The 15,546-nt window shown below is 30.9% G+C and carries 20 protein-coding genes; 5 read left to right on the plus strand and 15 right to left on the minus strand.

Annotated features, from left to right (window positions below; genetic code table 11):
• A complete protein-coding gene (gene ispE / locus J3U16_RS06470; RefSeq protein ID WP_267342696.1) occupies positions 1-840 on the plus strand; it encodes a 4-(cytidine 5'-diphospho)-2-C-methyl-D-erythritol kinase in 840 nt (279 codons plus the stop codon).
• Positions 841-915: 75 nt separating this feature from the next.
• Here the strand turns inward: ispE and J3U16_RS06475 are convergent, their stop codons facing one another.
• Entirely contained in the window at positions 916-1,566 is a 651-nt protein-coding gene (locus J3U16_RS06475; protein WP_081299555.1) for a DUF421 domain-containing protein, read from the minus strand.
• Positions 1,567-1,867: 301 nt separating this feature from the next.
• Here J3U16_RS06475 and J3U16_RS06480 point away from each other — a divergent pair, with 301 nt between their 5' ends.
• Complete coding sequence (locus J3U16_RS06480; RefSeq protein WP_267342697.1) at positions 1,868-2,875, plus strand: bifunctional transcriptional activator/DNA repair enzyme AdaA; 1,008 nt, start codon at positions 1,868-1,870, stop codon at positions 2,873-2,875.
• 269 nt (positions 2,876-3,144) lie between these two features.
• On the opposite strand, the gene J3U16_RS06485 is transcribed toward J3U16_RS06480, so the two are convergent.
• From J3U16_RS06485 to J3U16_RS06520, 9 genes are all read right to left on the minus strand, one after another.
• A complete protein-coding gene (locus tag J3U16_RS06485; protein WP_267330336.1) occupies positions 3,145-3,495 on the minus strand; it encodes a hypothetical protein in 351 nt (116 codons plus the stop codon).
• Between the two features lie 573 nt (positions 3,496-4,068).
• Positions 4,069-4,746 (minus strand): hypothetical protein, encoded by a 678-nt coding sequence (locus J3U16_RS06490; RefSeq protein ID WP_267330335.1) that lies wholly within the window; start codon positions 4,744-4,746, stop codon positions 4,069-4,071.
• Between the two features lie 56 nt (positions 4,747-4,802).
• On the minus strand, positions 4,803-5,039 hold the full coding sequence (locus J3U16_RS06495) for an RHS repeat-associated core domain-containing protein (RefSeq protein WP_267338774.1): 237 nt from the start codon (positions 5,037-5,039) through the stop codon (positions 4,803-4,805).
• Between the two features lie 289 nt (positions 5,040-5,328).
• The gene (locus J3U16_RS06500; RefSeq protein ID WP_267342698.1) at positions 5,329-5,562 is read right to left on the minus strand and encodes a hypothetical protein; all 234 of its coding nucleotides are present in this window, start codon (positions 5,560-5,562) and stop codon (positions 5,329-5,331) included.
• A 38-nt stretch (positions 5,563-5,600) separates the two neighbouring features.
• A complete protein-coding gene (locus J3U16_RS06505; protein ID WP_267330334.1) occupies positions 5,601-5,732 on the minus strand; it encodes a hypothetical protein in 132 nt (43 codons plus the stop codon).
• A 108-nt stretch (positions 5,733-5,840) separates the two neighbouring features.
• Positions 5,841-6,380, minus strand: coding sequence for a hypothetical protein (locus J3U16_RS06510; protein WP_267330333.1), 540 nt, complete (start codon positions 6,378-6,380; stop codon positions 5,841-5,843).
• Complete coding sequence (locus J3U16_RS06515) at positions 6,370-6,531, minus strand: hypothetical protein (protein ID WP_267330332.1); 162 nt, start codon at positions 6,529-6,531, stop codon at positions 6,370-6,372. Before J3U16_RS06515 ends, J3U16_RS06510 begins: the two co-directional genes overlap by 11 nt.
• Before the next feature lie 216 nt (positions 6,532-6,747).
• Positions 6,748-6,903, minus strand: a complete 156-nt coding sequence (locus J3U16_RS12115) for an RHS repeat-associated core domain-containing protein (protein ID WP_416379933.1) — start codon at positions 6,901-6,903, stop codon at positions 6,748-6,750.
• 125 nt (positions 6,904-7,028) lie between these two features.
• Complete coding sequence (locus tag J3U16_RS06520) at positions 7,029-8,216, minus strand: CHC2 zinc finger domain-containing protein (RefSeq protein ID WP_267330331.1); 1,188 nt, start codon at positions 8,214-8,216, stop codon at positions 7,029-7,031.
• A 209-nt stretch (positions 8,217-8,425) separates the two neighbouring features.
• Between J3U16_RS06520 and J3U16_RS06525 the strand changes: the two genes are divergently transcribed.
• A complete protein-coding gene (locus J3U16_RS06525) occupies positions 8,426-8,722 on the plus strand; it encodes a helix-turn-helix domain-containing protein (protein WP_267330330.1) in 297 nt (98 codons plus the stop codon).
• A gap of 36 nt (positions 8,723-8,758) precedes the next feature.
• Here J3U16_RS06525 and J3U16_RS06530 read toward each other — a convergent pair whose 3' ends face one another.
• The 5 genes from J3U16_RS06530 to J3U16_RS06550 form a co-directional block, all read right to left on the minus strand.
• Positions 8,759-9,286 (minus strand): hypothetical protein, encoded by a 528-nt coding sequence (locus J3U16_RS06530; RefSeq protein WP_220215120.1) that lies wholly within the window; start codon positions 9,284-9,286, stop codon positions 8,759-8,761.
• On the minus strand, positions 9,286-9,954 hold the full coding sequence (locus J3U16_RS12085) for an RHS repeat-associated core domain-containing protein (RefSeq protein ID WP_324169838.1): 669 nt from the start codon (positions 9,952-9,954) through the stop codon (positions 9,286-9,288). Before J3U16_RS12085 ends, J3U16_RS06530 begins: the two co-directional genes overlap by 1 nt.
• Positions 9,955-10,103: 149 nt before the next feature.
• The gene (locus tag J3U16_RS06540) at positions 10,104-10,787 is read right to left on the minus strand and encodes a response regulator transcription factor (RefSeq protein ID WP_065734844.1); all 684 of its coding nucleotides are present in this window, start codon (positions 10,785-10,787) and stop codon (positions 10,104-10,106) included.
• Positions 10,768-12,234, minus strand: coding sequence for a sensor histidine kinase (locus J3U16_RS06545; RefSeq protein WP_267342699.1), 1,467 nt, complete (start codon positions 12,232-12,234; stop codon positions 10,768-10,770). Before J3U16_RS06545 ends, J3U16_RS06540 begins: the two co-directional genes overlap by 20 nt.
• A 2-nt stretch (positions 12,235-12,236) precedes the next feature.
• Complete coding sequence (locus J3U16_RS06550; protein ID WP_267342700.1) at positions 12,237-13,589, minus strand: vWA domain-containing protein; 1,353 nt, start codon at positions 13,587-13,589, stop codon at positions 12,237-12,239.
• A gap of 250 nt (positions 13,590-13,839) precedes the next feature.
• Here J3U16_RS06550 and apt point away from each other — a divergent pair, with 250 nt between their 5' ends.
• Together apt and J3U16_RS06560 are read left to right on the plus strand one after the other, a co-directional pair.
• Complete coding sequence (gene apt, locus J3U16_RS06555) at positions 13,840-14,385, plus strand: adenine phosphoribosyltransferase (protein ID WP_267342701.1); 546 nt, start codon at positions 13,840-13,842, stop codon at positions 14,383-14,385.
• Positions 14,386-14,553: 168 nt separating this feature from the next.
• Entirely contained in the window at positions 14,554-15,387 is an 834-nt protein-coding gene (locus tag J3U16_RS06560) for a PRD domain-containing protein (RefSeq protein WP_267330327.1), read from the plus strand.
• Positions 15,388-15,546: the final 159 nt, after the last annotated feature.

Genomic DNA, 15,546 nt, shown 5'->3' on the forward strand with positions numbered 1-15,546 from the left:
ATGAAACATTGGTTATCGCCAGCTAAATTAAATTTATTTTTATACATTACTGGACGTCGTCCAGACAATTATCACAATTTACAGACATTATTCCAGTTTATTGATCTTTGCGACAAACTGACTTTTAATGTTCACAATGATGGTAAAATAAGATTATTAACTCAATTTGAACAAGTCCCTGAAGATAAAAATCTAATCACTATTGCAGCTCAGCGGTTAAAATCCTATGCAAATAATAGTGAACTCGGTGTGGATATTGCTATAGAGAAAATGATCCCAATGGGAGGAGGACTTGGCGGTGCGTCTTCCAATGCTGCAACAGTTCTTGTTGCTTTAAACCAATTATGGAATTTAAATATTGAGCAACAAACTTTAATAACAATAGGCAGTTCAATTGGAGCCGATGTGCCTATTTTCATTTATGGTCACTCAGCATTTGCTGAAGGTATCGGCGATCAGTTTCAACAAGTTGATATTCCTCAATATTGGTATTTAGTTAGTTGTCCTAATATTGAAATTTCAACAGTTAAAGTATTTAACGATCCTAAATTACAGCGTGACACACCTAAACGAACTATTGAACAATTAATGTCATTTCCTTTTGATAAGTTTACTAACGATTGTGAACCTATTGTGCGTGAACGTTATCCTCAAGTCGATCAGCTTATATCGTATTTGTCCCAATTTGCTCCAACAAGGCTAACTGGGACAGGAGCATGTGTTTTCACTCGTTGTGATTCTAAAGAACAAGCATTGTCGATACAAAATGAACTGAAATCCCTCTCAGTGAAAAACTTTATAACTAAATCACTAAACTTATCACCACTGTATGCAGATTAATTAATTTTGCTTAATATGATTAACCATATAACTAATTTGTATGGTTAATCATCTAAAATCGACAAAGTCGCAACCTTAATGTATAGCATCATTTGGTATAACAAAAAGATGATGATCATAATACTCAACGCAATAAAGCCCTTCAAAACTTTTATAACCTTGATCAGCTAACGCGGATTTTAACCATTTTTCATCCTTACCTAGTTGCTCTAAAACATTATCAACGGGTTGTTCGTTTTCTAATACAATGACGGATATGTCCTTATCCCCTTTTTTAACTATTGATAATTGCCCATTAGGCTCCAAAATAGCTTTTTCAACACAATGAATGTTGAAAACATTCTTCATTCTGAGTAGTACTGCAAAACTAGCCAAATCTAAATTAATCGAGGTGAAAGCATCCAATTTTAATTTTCCATGATCCATTAATATAATTGGATTACCAACAATAAAGGCTTTAGCATTTTGACTTCGTTTTTTTAAATAATTAGAGGTATACATGATTGCTGTCCACATCAACAAGACAACAATAAAATCATATATGGTCAATTTAGGATTATAGATAATTCCACCTGCAATCCCACCTAATATCATATTCCCTATAAAATCAATGCTCGACATTTGCGATAGTGATGTTTTACCTGTTATTTTTAAGAATAAAACGATACATATAAAAACAACCAATAACTTTAAAGCAATAATAATAAAATCCAGATAGTTAAGCATAGTACTCTCCAAATGTTAAAGACCTAAGCTAGTAAAACAATAAATATTAAAGTTAATACTGAAAACCTATAAAATTTTAGAAGAGATTTTAATAAATTAGAAAATTTGATTATATAAATCGTGTGTAATTGAGTGACGCTTTAATATTAGATTGATATTGATTAATTTATCAATCTATTTTTTTCATATCGATAAAAAATATAATAAAAGATTAAATAAAAATAGTTGTCAATTTTGCGAAACAAAAGCTTTTTTTAATAAGCTTGATCCATCATTTAACAGTTAAAAATTAAGATATAAAATGCTTAATCAAAAAAAAATTTATTACAAAGCGTTACTTGAAAAAGATGAAAGTTATGTTGGAGTTTTCTATGCTGGAGTTAAAACCACTTCAGTTTTTTGTATTGCTACATGCCGAGCCAGAAAACCAAAATTTGAAAATGTTGAATTTTTCTCTTCATTCAAATCAGCTCTTGATGCGGGTTATCGACCTTGCAAAATATGTAGACCCACTGAAAACGCTGCACCAGGCGCAATAATTAAAGCAATATCATTAATTAGCAATAATCCTAAAAATAAGATTACCGATTATCAATTAAGACAAAATCAATTAAGCCCTGAAATTATTCGCAGATGGTTCAAAAAACACTATGGGATCACCTTCCATGCTTATCAACGAATGTATCGAATTAACAATGCTTTCCAAGAATTAAAATCAGGAAAAAATGTGATTAATACTGCAATGGATAGTGGCTACAACTCCTTAAGTGGATTTGGTTACACCTACAAAAAAATCATGAAAAAATCACCTTCAACTAGCAATCAACAAGACATCATTTTAATTGACCGTTTTACTACCCCGCTCGGCCCAATGTTTGTTTGCGCAACTAGTCTCGGAGTTTGTCTACTAGAATTTGTAGATCGAAGAATGCTAGAAACCGAATTTGAACAACTACAATCTCTACTAAAAATGAAGATTATATTTGGTGAAAATGAACATATTAAACAAACTAAAGTTCAAATTGCCGAATATTTTAAGGGAACAAGAAAAGATTTTACCATTGCCTTACATACCCCAGGTACGTTATTTCAACAAACCGTTTGGGATTGCTTAAAGCAAATTCCTTATGGCGAATTAACCACCTATAAAAAACAAGCGCAAAAGATTAATAAACCACAAGCAATCCGAGCCGTAGCCAGCGCAAATGGCTATAACCGAGTTGCGATCATTATACCTTGCCATCGAGTAATCGGCACAAATGGCGAACTTATTGGCTATGGTGGTGGATTAGAAAGAAAAAATGGTTAATTGAACATGAAAATAGAATCATAAAATCAGATACACACTCAAATTAATAACTATTTTTATCTAAAAAATAGATTAAGTTAACAAAGTTAAAAGAGTATATTAAAAGGATTGATGAGAACAGCAGGATTGAGGATTCTTAACCATGAAAATAATAGTTTCCTTCAAGTTTTATCGGGTCTTGGCTAATATATAAGCTGGTTGCAGAATTATAATATCGTAACTAATTATGATAAAGCCCCGTTTCATGTTCCAATGTTATAATTTAATTATTAACTTTCATCTTCTATTTCCTCTAAAAATATATCCTGTAGATTTCCATTAAGTTTTTTTCCTTTATATGAAAATTGGAAATCTTCCTCTTGCCCTTTCAGATAACTGACACCGTCAATAATACCTAATAAATTAGAAATTGTATCTGTAATTGATAATTTTAAAAAAGATATAAATTTATCTTTGTCTTTTACATCTAACTTATTATAAAGAGATACTCCATATTTCCATTCCCCTTCTGGTAATTCATCTTGTTTATTATCCAAATTACTTAAATTGTCTTTATAATGATCTAAATTATTTTTTAATACTTCTATAATTATATTATTTACAAATTCTACATCGTTCATATTTATTTACATTTTATTTTAGATTTTTTAAACGCTTCAGGACACACTTCTTTATTAAGCTCTATGAGCTCTTTTAGCTTTGAATTTGGAATATCTGGATATACTCTTTTAAGTTCCCTAATTTCTCTAGCTAATAAATTTTTGCCGTATTAATTCCTTTTATACTCTTTTAAACTACAGTGTTTGTTATAAGATTTTTTATTGTATAACCCTGCTTTAGGAACTAATTTTTAGCTGGTGCTTTTTCTAAATCGTATTTAGGTATAAATTTACTCATTAATCCTCAAGAATTCTTAACTAATTTACCAAAATCTTATTGATTCCTGATGACAAGAATTTAGGTTTTATGCTTAACTCTATTTGTATTATCGAGTAAACAGACCTTTTAGCGGAAACGGAGTGTAAAGGGCTTACGCTCTGCCATTCTACGTTAGATTTTTATAACCTTTTTTTGCTTGTTAAATCCTTACTCCCTAATTCGGAATGAGAACTTTTAGACCAGTTGAATAATATTCTAAATTTAAAAAGCCGACTCATTGAGTAGGCTTTTTTATTTAGTTATTAATGTATTATCTAATTTTCTAAAATAATTTCTCTAATTTCAAAACCAATAATATTATTTTCTTTTAATGCATAAATTAGGTCTTCTGAAAAAAACATACCTTTTCCTTGTATATTAATAATATCATAATGATACTTATTAAGTAGAAATAGATTCAATGCTACTAGATTAAAATTTATCTCGTTATAATCTTGATAACTTTTGAAGTTAACTTTTTCATTTCTTTGTGTGTCATAAAAAATGGATTTTTTTAAATCTATTTCGGTATCAGGAATCATCGGAAAACCTATCAAATAAAATTTATCATTTTCCCATCCTTCAATACCTATATTAATTTTATTTAATAATGATGGGATTTTATACATTTTAATTACATCATAAGCCTTTTCTGAAATTATATAATTTAATCCAAATTCATAAGGCAAATAACTTATAAAATCTGTTCTTTTTATTTTTTTTCGCGTTGGATAATATTTTATTGAAGATATTTGTTCCTCATTAATAGATTTGAAAGTTTTTAAAAAAACTCTGTCTCTATTATTTAAATTCTCATCAATATATTTGTTAAATTTATTTTTTTCCTCTTTAGAGATGAAAGATTTATTTTCTTTTAATTCTAATTGTGCTCCACCATTATTAATTCCAGTAATTACTGGATCATAAGAAACATCGAATTTTTTATATTTCATTTTTTTCTATATTATTTAAATCTTGTGCTTTTTTAGATACATTTTGTATATAACAACTACCATTCTAAATTTTTTCTAAATTCTTTAAATATCAGATTGGGTATAATATGATGTAAATCCAACCCCAGAGGATCAACCATCGTATTCGAATCATACACATTTGCATAAAAATTTGGATTGTTTCCTTCAAGTTTTATGGGGTCTTCGCTTATATAAGTTCCTGTATTACTGTCGTAATATCGGAAGCGGTTATAATAAAGCCCCGTTTCAACATCCTCATACTGCCCTAATATTTACTAAGCCAACTTTTATGAGTTGGCTTTTATTTCAATATTGTTAATCAACAATTTCAAAATTTATATTTTCAGGAATTTCTGAATTAATGGAAAAATCATCTACTTTCTTTAATTCAAAGCCAAGCCCATAGTCTTCATCATCATTTACAGGTTCGTTATGTTTTATCCTTTTGTATCCATGTAGCGTAACAAGATATTTTCCTGAAGCAAAATTTATTTTTTGAGCTTCATAATAAAACGACTCTTTGCCTTCTACTCCATTTTTTGTAGTATAACCTAAAATATTTTAAGTAAATTTATTTATATCCCATGCATTAAGAACATCCATGCTACATATCCAAAGTTCATTTTCATTTATGTCTAAATTAAAAATCTCTTTTTCAGCTATTTTAGTCCAATTATTAGCTAAAAAATAAGTTTGTTTTTTATTTTCTGTTATAAAGTCAAAATAAAATTGATTAAAGGACATTGTATTTATAGGTAAGATAATTCCCTTTTCAACAGTATCATCACTTAACAATTTATTTTTATTAAAAAAGTTAATTAATGATTTACTTTTTATCTTTTTTTTATTTCTTCTAAGGCTTCTAATGGAGTAAGGTTCTTTTGTACAATTCGTCCATTTTTTCCTGGAAATTTTAAGACACCTTTTGTATCAATATCTTTATATGCCTCTTTTGCGGCTTTCATAAAATCATCTAAATTCCCAGTGAATTTACTACCCTGCCAAGGAATTATTTTTAACTCATTACAGTAGTTCAAATATAAGCAAATGCACAAATTTATTTATAGGGTCAATTAATGCTGACTTTTAATTTTTTTAATTAATGTTTTTGCAGTATTATTTAAATCTTCATAAGGTGAGTCTAAATATTTTTCTATGATATTTAGAGTTTCATTATCAATTCCTATTTTGTATAGATCCCAAAGACATTTCTTCCATATGGGGACCATAAATGTCTCTATATTATTAGTATCATTCTTATCAAACTTGTTAATATTTAGTATTTCTGAAAAATACTTTTTATTTTTTACACTTATTTCTATTGAATCTAATAGTCTTTCTAAAAAAGAATAGGATATCCAATCTTTTGTTATTAACTCTTTATAAATTCTATCAAGTTTATTTTTAATATACTCATCATCATGCAAATATTCTTCTATATCCAGATATACTTCTATCTTATCTAAGTCTTTTAAATTAATAGATTCCAATAGTTTTCTATAAAAATAATCTCTATTTTCGTTCAGATTTACTGGATATTTCTTATAAAATGATTTTAAATCTATTTTATTAGTCAATAAATTATAAATTAAACTTTCCTCTTTAGATACCATGATTATTTACTTTTATGCTTATATTATCGATACTTACGTCATCAAATGATATAATATTTTCATTAAATATATCAAGTTTTTTGCCTAGTCCAATATTAATTTTGACATTCTTACCAACTTTTTCTTGCTTAAAATATGCAGAAGTTCCCATTCTATCCAGATTTTACTAACTTTGATTGATCTCTAACACCTATGTTTTCTAATACCTCTGTAGTTTCATCTATCATGGTAAATTTATAAATTCCCCCCTGTAATTATAAGAAAAATCCTGAGTTTGAAAGGTAAATTTTTTTTGTTGGAGATAACTTCTTTATTCTTTCCAGTATTTAAGCATGTTATTTAAAGATAGCTCTGTAAAATATTTAATCTAATCTGACGGGTCAACCATTGTGTTCGAGTTATAGGTATAGGCATAAAAATTCGGGTTGTATCCTTCAAGTTTTATCGGGTCTTGGCTTATATAAGTTCCTGTATTACTATCGTAATACCTAAACCGATTGTAATAAAGCCCGTCTAAATAGATTTTAAAACAACTTAAATATCAGATTAAGCAAATAACACTATAGTTAAACTATTAAAAAAAAAGAAATTCCAATTCGTTAATATTTATGTTGATTTTTTAATTGCGAGTTTTTTCATTTATAAATATTATTGTGAAATAGTTAAAATTTTTACTTCTCCAATTATTATGCTTGTTCCTTCATCAAATGTTATTATTTCTCCTTTGTGTATATCTAAATCATCAGTCAGAAATTCAATAATTACATTCACTTTCTCTCCAGGAAATAACTGTTCTTTGTTTTCTAATTTAATTCTTCCTGAAAATTTATTATTTTTAATATTAAATAAAGGACGGTAGCCATTTGAAAATGGGGATTTTCTTCCTTGTTTGCCTGCTGCATCATTGTCGAGCATAAAAATGATTTCATCCAGTTGCTGTAATTGGCTCACCGCTTCGGTGTGTTCGTCCGTTAAGCCGTTGGTTCCGTATAGGGCAAGGACTTCGACAAGCTCAGTCTGACAAGCATTTTGCACAGTTTCTTTTATCTGTATTAGCGAAGCTGCATCTATAATGCTTTCAGTCAGTATCAGCTTGGTAGTTTCCGGTTTGGGATAATTCGGATATAAGCCCCTGCGGTTCTTTAAGTAAAAATGTTTGCTCTCGCTGTTGTTGTGGATGCTCCGTCCGTAAAGACTTACAGGGTTTCCGGTTTTGTCCCGGAGCATAAAGGTAAGGCAGTGCTTTGCAAATACTTTATAGCTTACGTTTTCGCCTGTTTGGTTATTGGTTCTTTGCAATGGTTGCAGCATCCCTATGTTTACGCATTGTGCTATCAGGCTTTGGTCTTTTCTGCTGCTGTGGTCGAACTGCCCGCTATTGAAGCCGATAAAGCCTTTCAGCTTTTCTATGTTCAAGGCTCTTTGCTTGCAGTACTGCTTCGCCGGTTCGCTGTGCCATACCGATGAAGCAAAGGTTTTTTCTAAGTGCTGTAAGATGCTTGGGTCTGTTGGTGGTTCTTCTTTTGGTGCTGTTCCTTGCTTTACATTATTCAATATTAACCCGCTATTTATCATTGTTTTTGCTTTTTCTATGGCTTCGTGCTTGGTGCAGCTTTCTTTGTACAGGATAAAATCTATTACGTCTATTGCTTTGCCGTGTGTTTTGCAATTGCTACTAAAACAATATACTGTACCTGTCTTTTCATACACCTGCATACTGGGCGTTTTGTCGTTATGGAACGGACAGTTTAATCTTTGGTTCTTATCCGTTCTCAACCCGTAATGTGCCAGTACTGCCGTTATGCTTAAACCCTGTCTTATCGCTGATATGTCCATTGGAAAATTATTTTAAAAATATTTTTTAGACCGTTTACGGCTCAAAGATACTCTATTCGGATTTATCAACAAAATTTATACGGCTTTTTTAGTCCGTAAAAGAGTTTTATATTTGTACTATTAAGTTAAATCAGGAGTTTTATAACCCTTTTAAGTGTTTTTGTTATGGATAGTTTCGGTAAAAGAGTGGCTGCATTACGCAAAGAAAGATGACACAGGACGAGCTGGCTAAGCTCCTCAATACTTCTATCTCGGTAATAGGCAGGTATGAACGTGACGAGATGATACCGGGTATCGAAGTGGCTAAAAAAATTGCAGGTTTCTTAAATACTACGGTGGGTTATCTGCTGGGAGAAACGGACAAAGCTGACCTGTTTAAAGACCCCGTAATGCTGCAACGGCTGGCGGAACTGGACAATATGCAAAGCGAAGATAAAAACCATATCCTGCACGTGCTGGACGGTTTTATAAAATCTGTAAAACTTAAAAATATCGCTGCGCTGTAAAATATTAAAGCCACTCTTTTTGAGTGGCTTTAATTGTTATTCAATAATAGGGCGAATTGGAACAACTCCGCCATTATTATATAATTTATCCAAATAATTTTTCACTTCATCAGACCAATAATACTTGGCGAAAGTCTTATTTAGTAATGTATACCGACTGTCTTCAGTGTGCATACCATAATTAAAATGTTTTTTAATTTCTTTTTGTAAAATAGAACCATAATGCTTAGCATTTGGACTACGGTTAGGATACCATAAAAATGAAGTATTTGTTATCTTAACTTCATTCTTTGTCCAAAAGTTTGTCATATAAATAAAGTCGTTTTTGTCATCAACAAGTGGACGATGATTTAGTAATTTTATTTTTGCTTCATAATCTTCCTTAGTACCAATATTGATAAGGATATTACTATCAACAAAATCCAACATACTGATACTACTTGATACAACTATACCACTTTTCTCAAAGTTTTTATCATTAAAAAAGACAAGGTTATTATTTTCTAAAAAATTATTTACAAATTCAATTATGCATTTTCTGGATGCAACTATATTTAGTTCCATTAGTGACAACTTGTTTTTGGTTTCGGCTTCTTATTTGTTTCTGGATGAGTATAGGAGCGAAAATGCACCCTTTCAGGAACACCATTGGCTTGTCTGATTTTATTCAAATCCTGCATAGCTAAAATCTCTCTGGTAACAGGCTTTCCTTTTACATTAGTCTTTCCTACATTACTCCAATGTGTTTTACCGTCAGCATCTTGCCAAACAATATCAGGACGTATTCCTGATTTATGCCCTCCAGGAGTTTCAAATAATTTTTCTTTTTCGTATCCACCTCCGTATATAATCGTACCTCCATCGGATATTATTTCATCTGCCCAGGATTTGATTGTTTGATTATGAGGTCCTTTTCCTCCCGTTTTAGGTCCACGTTTTGCAAGCCCGAACGGGTCTATCCACGCATTCGTGTCATGGCCGTAGCCGTAGAGCTGTATGCCTCCGTGTAATCCAATCGGGTCTTGGCTTATATAAGTTCCTGTATTACTGTCGTAGTATCTAAACCGATTGTAATAAAGTCCCGTTTCAACATCCTCATACTGCCCCAGTTGCCTGAACGGAATAAATAACTTATTGTTAAAGATATCTTCCCGTATTCTGCCATAGATGTCAAATTCTACCTGCCAAACCAATTCACCTTTATCATCATAGGCCTGAGCGGGTCTGCCCAAATAATCCGATACAATTGAGTAGGACTTGTTCTAGCATAGCTGATAGACACCTATAAAAAACGGGTAACTGTCTAATCAGGTTTAAGCTAATACATCTAAGATGTTACTTGCATAAAATAAAATTGAACTTCATCAAATTCATATTAAATTTAATGTTTATAACCAATCCCATGAACAGTTTTAATTAAAGTTGGTGTGGATGGATTAATTTCTATTTGTTTTCTGAGTTTTGAAATATGTTGATCGAGCGTTCTGCTATTAGGTAAAAAATCATATCCCCAAACATAATCAAAAAGCATATCTCGAGTAACAACCTGATTTTTAAATTGATATAAACACTCTAAAATCTTAATTTCTCTTAAGGTTAATTCAATAACCTGATCGTTTCTTTTTGCATACAATTCGGAAGAATAGACATTTAAATCACCAAATTGAAAATAGTCTTCTTTAGAGCTATTTGAATATTTTGATTTTAAGTAACGTTTGGCTATTGCCTTGATTCTTGCCCTCAGTTCATGAATACCAAATGGCTTATTCATATAATCATCAGCACCAAGCTCCAATCCAATTACTCGGTCGATCTCTTCATCTTTAGCAGATAAAAATAGAATTGGCACATCTTCATTTAATTTACGGATTTCACGACAAACAGAATAACCGTCAAGTTCAGGCATCATAATATCTAAAATAATAAAATCGGGTTGATGTTGATTAAACATTTCAAGTGCAACTTTACCATCATTTGCTTTGATAATCGTATAACCTTCTTTTTCTAGAAGATCTGACATACCATTAAGAATATGCTTATCGTCTTCAGCAATTAAAATCTTCATTTTCTAACTCCATTAAAATAAGTGAAAACGCAATTCCTGGATTTTGATTCATAACTTTAATTTCACCATTGATCTGATTAGCTAACTGATTGGCAATGGTCAACCCTATTCCTGTACCTGAAACCCCTTCGGTTATGGATGAGCTAACCCGATAAAAAGGATCAAAAATCTGTTTTAATAAATGATTAGCAATGCCCTCACCATAATCTCGAACCGTAATTATCACCTGTTTTCCCGATTTACTTAAAGATAAATCAACTTGCTTGCCCTTAGACGCATATTTTTCAGCATTACTCAGAAAATTATTGAGAATTTGCATTACACTGTCTTCATCCGTATTAACAATACAATCACTTGCAATATTAGTGATATTAAGATGTAACGATTTTGCCTCTAAAATAGGACTAAAGGTATGATATATCTGGTTGATTAGCTCGGTTAAATTAACTGGTTTTATATTGATACTAAGTGGTTTATTAAAACTTAAAACATTTTGAACTAGCCTAGTTAATCTCTTACTTTCAGCACTGATTACATGCAAATAATCAGGAATGGGCGCAGGCTCATCTTCTAGATACTCAGATAACATTTCAGAGTATAGTGTGATATTGGTTAGAGGTGTTTTAAATTCATGGGAAACTTGTCCAACAAAACTAACCTGCTGCTTTGCTAAGCGCAATGTTCGAGTATATTCTCGATAGCTATAGAAAATCAATCCAAGTATTACGGTAATGAAAAGACCAATAACAACAGAACCTAATAAATACAAATTAACAACATTTGGGGAGGAATAATAATAGGTTAAATGCCAATTTTGTAAAGGATAGTCAAGCGATATCAAAATTTCATTATCAGATTTTTCACCATTGGTATAAATCTGTTTATCGCCATCTGATAATTTAAAATTATCATCAAAAGCTTGCTTATCTAATAAATTGATCATATCAAAAGAAAGCTTGATGTTAGAAAGCTCAAAACCAATAATATTATCCGATTGAATTGACCAGTAAATTAAGTGGTTATACATTTGATACCAACCAGAACTTGGTTGAAACTGTTCAGTATGATCTTGTTGATTGAATAAAACAGAATTATCTAAAGCGATGGATTCTACTATCTTATGCCATTGCGAATCATACACATCACTTACAAATAAAATTTTATTTTTATTGATGATAAAAATATTTTTAATATCAGTTTCTGATCCTAATAAATCTTCCGCTTTATCGTTGTCGTCATTAATTTGAAGTGTCAAACTACTCAAATAAGATAGACGCTGATTTAGCAACGATTCAATCGATAACTTGATATTATTTATACGGCTTTTGGCGAGTAAGATTTGGTTGCTTTCTCGTAATAACACTTCGTGTTCTACACTTCGCCAACCTAAATAGCTTATAAACGCTATTAACATCATTAAAGATAAAATCGTTGCTAATCTTTTCATAATTATTTCTTAATTACATTGCTTTTTGACTCAAACTGCTTTTCAGCTGAAATTTTGTTGAAAACGTCTTTATCAGCTTTAGCAGCATCAGCCATAATATTATTTTTTTCAATTTGGCCTCTTAATCTTTCTTTTGCCTCTTCTGAGGATACTGAATTTGAAATTGAGCTAAGTTTTTTACTATTTTCCATAAGAATATCTTCTGCTTCTTGGAACCTACCTAGATTGTAATACTCTAAGGCTTTTTCATTCTCAATGGTTACCTTCTGGATCTCTGATTCAGCTAAAACTTCTTGAATCATTGAATCCTTGACCAACTTTTTATCATCGGTATACGCTACGCTTACAAATTGAGTTTCGTGTTCAGCTTTATTTCTCAATAAATTGTCATATGATAAATCAATTTGAGCTAACGTTTTACTTTGGCCAACTTTTCCTTCCTCAGGGATGACTTCTAACAGTACATATTTTTCTTGATTTGAAAACAATTGATTCATTTTAATCGTGACTTGATTACCTTTGATTACACCATCTCGACCAAGTAAACGCACCGGTTTAACGCCATCTTTCAATTGGATAGTAATCACAACATTTTGAGCAACCGTGGACATCACGTCAGTAAACTCGTGAACAAACATTTTTTCAAGATCAAAAGTATTATTAACAAATACATGATTACCATCACTATAACTTGCGATAGATGACATTAATATTTCATTATAATCAGAACCGATCCCCATTGTGGTAATAGCAATATTCTTTTTAGCCGCAATAATAGCTAATTGAGAAAGTTCAGCTACTGAACTAGGACCTATATTGGCTTGACCATCAGATAACAAAATAATACGATTAACTTTATCTTTCGTAAGTTGGCTTTCAACTTGTTTTATTCCCTTACTCAATCCTGCAAATAAGGCTGTTCCTCCACCTGCAACTAAATTTTTATTGATTAGTTTAATAATTTGTTCTTTATTCTTTACTTTAGTTGCTGGAACAATAACTTTCGCATCATAATCATAAGTAACAATAGATAAGGTATCTTCTTCATTTAGCATATTAACCGCAAAAATAGCAGCTTCTCTCGCTTTTACTATGCGATCGCCTTGCATTGAACCTGATTTATCAATAACAAGCGCTAAATTGATCGGCACATGTTTATTAGAGTTCGCTTTTTCACCAGTTAATGAAACTTTTAAATAATTGGTTTCTTCACTTCCTGCCATAATAATAGGTGAAGACAATTCTGAACGGACGTTAATTTGTGAAACTTGTGAACTTGGTAGAATTGTCGTGGCATAGCTAAATAAACTAGACAAGACAAAACCTAACATGACAAATATTTTAATAAATTTCATAGTATTTTCCTTCCTATATAAAGTTTATTCAATTATTCATCAATCGCCAAATAAATTGTCTAAATAATGTATTTAATTGTAAAAAGTTGTAAAAAGTAAAACCGTGATAAAAAACACCTATTAGTACTTAAACTAACCAATCTCTCTATTTTACGGTGCGTTAACTGTTTGTTTATTGCCAGTCTAAAGTGCAAAGGTATATAATAAAAAATTAGTCGCTCTTGAAGAGAATAGTTAGAGAACATTTAAAATGACTCAATCAAAACTTGAACTTATTAAAAATAGCATTATCACAATACCAAATTATCCTAAACAAGGTATCTTATTTCGTGATATCACCAGTCTACTTGAAAACCCTATTGCATTTAAAACATCTGTCGATCTTTTAATTGAGCATTATAAAGATAAAAAAATCGACAAAGTGGTTGGCACCGAAGCTAGAGGTTTTATCTTTGCAGCGCCACTCGCGTTAGCATTAGGCGTTGGTTTTGTACCGGTAAGAAAACCAAATAAACTACCGCGTAAGGTATTTAAAGAAGAGTATCAACTTGAATACGGTACAGATACCTTAGAAATGCATTGCGATGCGATCAAACCTAATGAACGAGTGTTAATTATTGACGATTTACTCGCAACTGGAGGCACCGTTGCAGCTACCGCAAAATTAATCCAAAAAGCAGGTGGTATTGCTCAAGATGCGGCATTTGTAATTAATTTACCTGATTTACACGGGAAAACAAAATTAACTGATTTAGGCATTAATTGTTTCACTCTTATTGATTTTGAAGGTGAATAATAAATAGGGCAAATTATTGCCCTTTTCCCCTACTGTTCTAATTTACGATTTAAAACTAACCTTTTATTACTTCTTGTAACTAAGTAGATATATACTTATTGCATTATCATTGTTACTATAATTAAGAATAAGCAATACCTGTTAAATTATAGTTATTTAGGTAAAGTAATGATTATATTAAAAAAGTTTAACAACAATGCTGTCATGGTGAATAAAAACGGACATGAAGTTGTTTTAATGGGCAATGGACTGGGATTTGGCGTCAGTAAAGGCGATAGTGTTGATGAAAAACGAATCGAAAAAACATTTGTCTTAAATGATATGAATCATCAAATTCTAGTTAACACACTATCCGAAGTACCTGATAACTACATAAAATTGACCGAAAAAATAGTAAGATTTGCGGCAAAAAATCTCGATTGCCAGTTCAATGAATATTTTTATCTTACTTTAGCCGATCATCTTTACCACGCTATATTACGAAACAAATTAGGTAAAAATGTTATCAATCCATTGAAAAATGAAATCAAAAAAATCTACCCAAAAGAATATTCAACAGCGAAAAAAATCATTGACCTAATATTTGAAACGGAAAACATCATTTTTGATGATGAAGAAGCCACCTTTATTACCCTACACTTAGTCAATGGTCAACATAGTTTGTTATCATGTGAATTTGAAGCACAAAATATACCGAGAATGGTAAAAGAAATTGTAAAAATTGTAGAGTTTCATTTTTCTGTTGAACTGAAAAAAGATAGTGTTTATTATGATAGATTCATATCTCATTTGAAAACTTTTATTGAACGAATATTTAACGATAATCAATATATAGAGCACACTAATGATCTCGTTTTTTTCGAGGATCTGAAACAAAAAGATATTAAATGCTATGAGTGTGTAAATAAAATAGTAAATTATATTGAAAAGAAACAAAATATTCATGTAGCAGAGGATGAGAGGTTTTACTTATTTGTATACCTTTATAGAATAACACATTGATAGGATTGTTACTGTCGATAAGACAGGCGATACCAAAATCAATGTTGATAGGATTGTGACTATAGAAAAAAATAGGCGATACCTAAAGCAGATGTAATTTTACATCATGGTTTAGGTATTTTTTTTGATTTAAGGAAACTTAAAAGCTCTAAAATTAAA

Source organism: Gilliamella sp. B3023, assembly GCF_026536845.1.
In the GTDB taxonomy this organism is placed as follows: domain Bacteria; phylum Pseudomonadota; class Gammaproteobacteria; order Enterobacterales; family Orbaceae; genus Gilliamella; species Gilliamella apicola_E.

What these genes read in the sequence shown, in the direction of transcription:
- J3U16_RS06490 (WP_267330335.1), bottom strand. Translation starts at nt 4,746, where the DNA reads ATGAAATATAAAAAATTCGATGTTTCTTATGATCCAGTAATTACTGGA.
- J3U16_RS06550 (WP_267342700.1), bottom strand. Translation starts at nt 13,589, where the DNA reads ATGAAATTTATTAAAATATTTGTCATGTTAGGTTTTGTCTTGTCTAGT.
- J3U16_RS06510 (WP_267330333.1), bottom strand. Translation starts at nt 6,380, where the DNA reads ATGGTATCTAAAGAGGAAAGTTTAATTTATAATTTATTGACTAATAAA.
- apt (WP_267342701.1), top strand. Translation starts at nt 13,840, where the DNA reads ATGACTCAATCAAAACTTGAACTTATTAAAAATAGCATTATCACAATA.
- J3U16_RS06480 (WP_267342697.1), top strand. Translation starts at nt 1,868, where the DNA reads ATGCTTAATCAAAAAAAAATTTATTACAAAGCGTTACTTGAAAAAGAT.
- J3U16_RS06540 (WP_065734844.1), bottom strand. Translation starts at nt 10,787, where the DNA reads ATGAAGATTTTAATTGCTGAAGACGATAAGCATATTCTTAATGGTATG.
- J3U16_RS06545 (WP_267342699.1), bottom strand. Translation starts at nt 12,234, where the DNA reads ATGAAAAGATTAGCAACGATTTTATCTTTAATGATGTTAATAGCGTTT.
- J3U16_RS06530 (WP_220215120.1), bottom strand. Translation starts at nt 9,286, where the DNA reads ATGGAACTAAATATAGTTGCATCCAGAAAATGCATAATTGAATTTGTA.
- J3U16_RS06525 (WP_267330330.1), top strand. Translation starts at nt 8,426, where the DNA reads ATGACACAGGACGAGCTGGCTAAGCTCCTCAATACTTCTATCTCGGTA.
- J3U16_RS06505 (WP_267330334.1), bottom strand. Translation starts at nt 5,732, where the DNA reads ATGAAAGCCGCAAAAGAGGCATATAAAGATATTGATACAAAAGGTGTC.
- J3U16_RS06475 (WP_081299555.1), bottom strand. Translation starts at nt 1,566, where the DNA reads ATGCTTAACTATCTGGATTTTATTATTATTGCTTTAAAGTTATTGGTT.
- J3U16_RS06515 (WP_267330332.1), bottom strand. Translation starts at nt 6,531, where the DNA reads ATGGGAACTTCTGCATATTTTAAGCAAGAAAAAGTTGGTAAGAATGTC.
- J3U16_RS06560 (WP_267330327.1), top strand. Translation starts at nt 14,554, where the DNA reads ATGATTATATTAAAAAAGTTTAACAACAATGCTGTCATGGTGAATAAA.
- J3U16_RS06520 (WP_267330331.1), bottom strand. Translation starts at nt 8,216, where the DNA reads ATGGACATATCAGCGATAAGACAGGGTTTAAGCATAACGGCAGTACTG.
- ispE (WP_267342696.1), top strand. Translation starts at nt 1, where the DNA reads ATGAAACATTGGTTATCGCCAGCTAAATTAAATTTATTTTTATACATT.
- J3U16_RS06485 (WP_267330336.1), bottom strand. Translation starts at nt 3,495, where the DNA reads ATGAACGATGTAGAATTTGTAAATAATATAATTATAGAAGTATTAAAA.